This window comes from Xenorhabdus griffiniae (genome assembly GCF_015163655.1).
Lineage (GTDB): Bacteria > Pseudomonadota > Gammaproteobacteria > Enterobacterales > Enterobacteriaceae > Xenorhabdus > Xenorhabdus griffiniae.
The window spans coordinates 1-1,337 of sequence record NZ_JADEUF010000250.1 but is presented as its reverse complement, the minus strand read 5'-3'; the positions used below and the strand labels follow the sequence as shown (position 1 = coordinate 1,337).

Genomic DNA, 1,337 nt, shown 5'->3' with positions numbered 1-1,337 from the left:
ATATCGTTGTTATTTGGTGTTGCACAAATACTTTTATTTTTCTTCAATTGGATTGAGCTTTGAACTAAATCCTTTGCATAATATTTTATTACCTTATCAATACCTGTGAGTGTAAAATGTATTTCTTCTCCCATTGTTATTGAATCGCTTCCTTTAACAGTACATGAAAGAACCATGTTATATGATTCACGATTTTGTTGGGTATTAATTGTTTTAATTATCTTTATACTTTCAAAACCCTTAGAATCCTTTATTCCTATATTAAGGGATTGAGAAATTTTTCCTTTTGGTATTCCGATATCAAGGTAAAATTTTTGACCAATAGCAACATCAGCTCCATTTTTAACAGATAAAATTAAATCGTCATTTGACAAAATCAGATCTTTATCACTTTCCAACATATTTCACCTCTTTTATAATTCTTTCTTGATGAAGAGTTAGTATATACCAGACCAAGTTTTACCGTCAGGACAAGCATCTCCGCTAACTTCTCCTCCCGGCCTTACTGTATAAACATTGGCTTGCCAAATCTTGCCATAAGAAATATCGCCATAATAATTAACTTGAAAATCAAGATAAATATCTCCATTTTCTATATGGCTAACATAACTAAAAGGAATACCAAACAATAATGTTGCTGTATTACCATTATCTGGTTGAGTTGGCATTATCTTTACTTTAGACTGGTAAATGGTATTGGGATAATTATTAACATATAAGTTTAATGTCACTTCAGCACCAAGTGGAACTTTTGTTTTATCTTTATAATCACTCGTTCCAATTATTTTAACGAATAACGCTTCATGATGTGAATTATTACATTTATTATCTATATCTTTTTCGTGAATTGTATCATGAATAATGTTTTTATCATCATGATAACCATAACTATTGTAAACTATACAACCATCATATATTCTTGTTAAATTGTCAATTGGCTGATTATACCCGCCTCCAGGATATATTATACCCTGTGGATATGAAGATCGTACTGTTCTCAATCTGTCCACAACAGTATAAGAAAAATTAGCAAGTTCATTCACTCTAAGAATATTATAAGGGAATATCACATAGCTATTATTGCCTAATTCATTAACCTCTTGAACAAGAAATGATTTTTGCACATATTGTTTGTTAATGAAAAACAGTATTGTATCATTTCTCTTAGCACCAGGATAATTCTGAATTAAAACGTTAAAGACATTCGAATTAGGATCTACCAAAAGACTGCTATTATCCTCGCTTATGATAAGAGGAGAGAGATTCAAGTCTTCTTTATTGTTATCTATAATATATACTTTATTTTTTGAAGATATACGCTCTGTTATATCCAATAT

The 1,337-nt window shown here is 29.8% G+C and carries 1 protein-coding gene and 1 pseudogene; both read right to left on the bottom strand.

The features are described from left to right. Window positions 1-401: hypothetical protein (locus IQ211_RS19265; protein WP_193836476.1), on the bottom strand; the 401-nt coding region annotated here is incomplete at its 3' end. 36 nt (window positions 402-437) lie between these two features. Next, window positions 438-1,337: pseudogene (locus IQ211_RS19260) on the bottom strand (hypothetical protein); the annotation flags it as partial.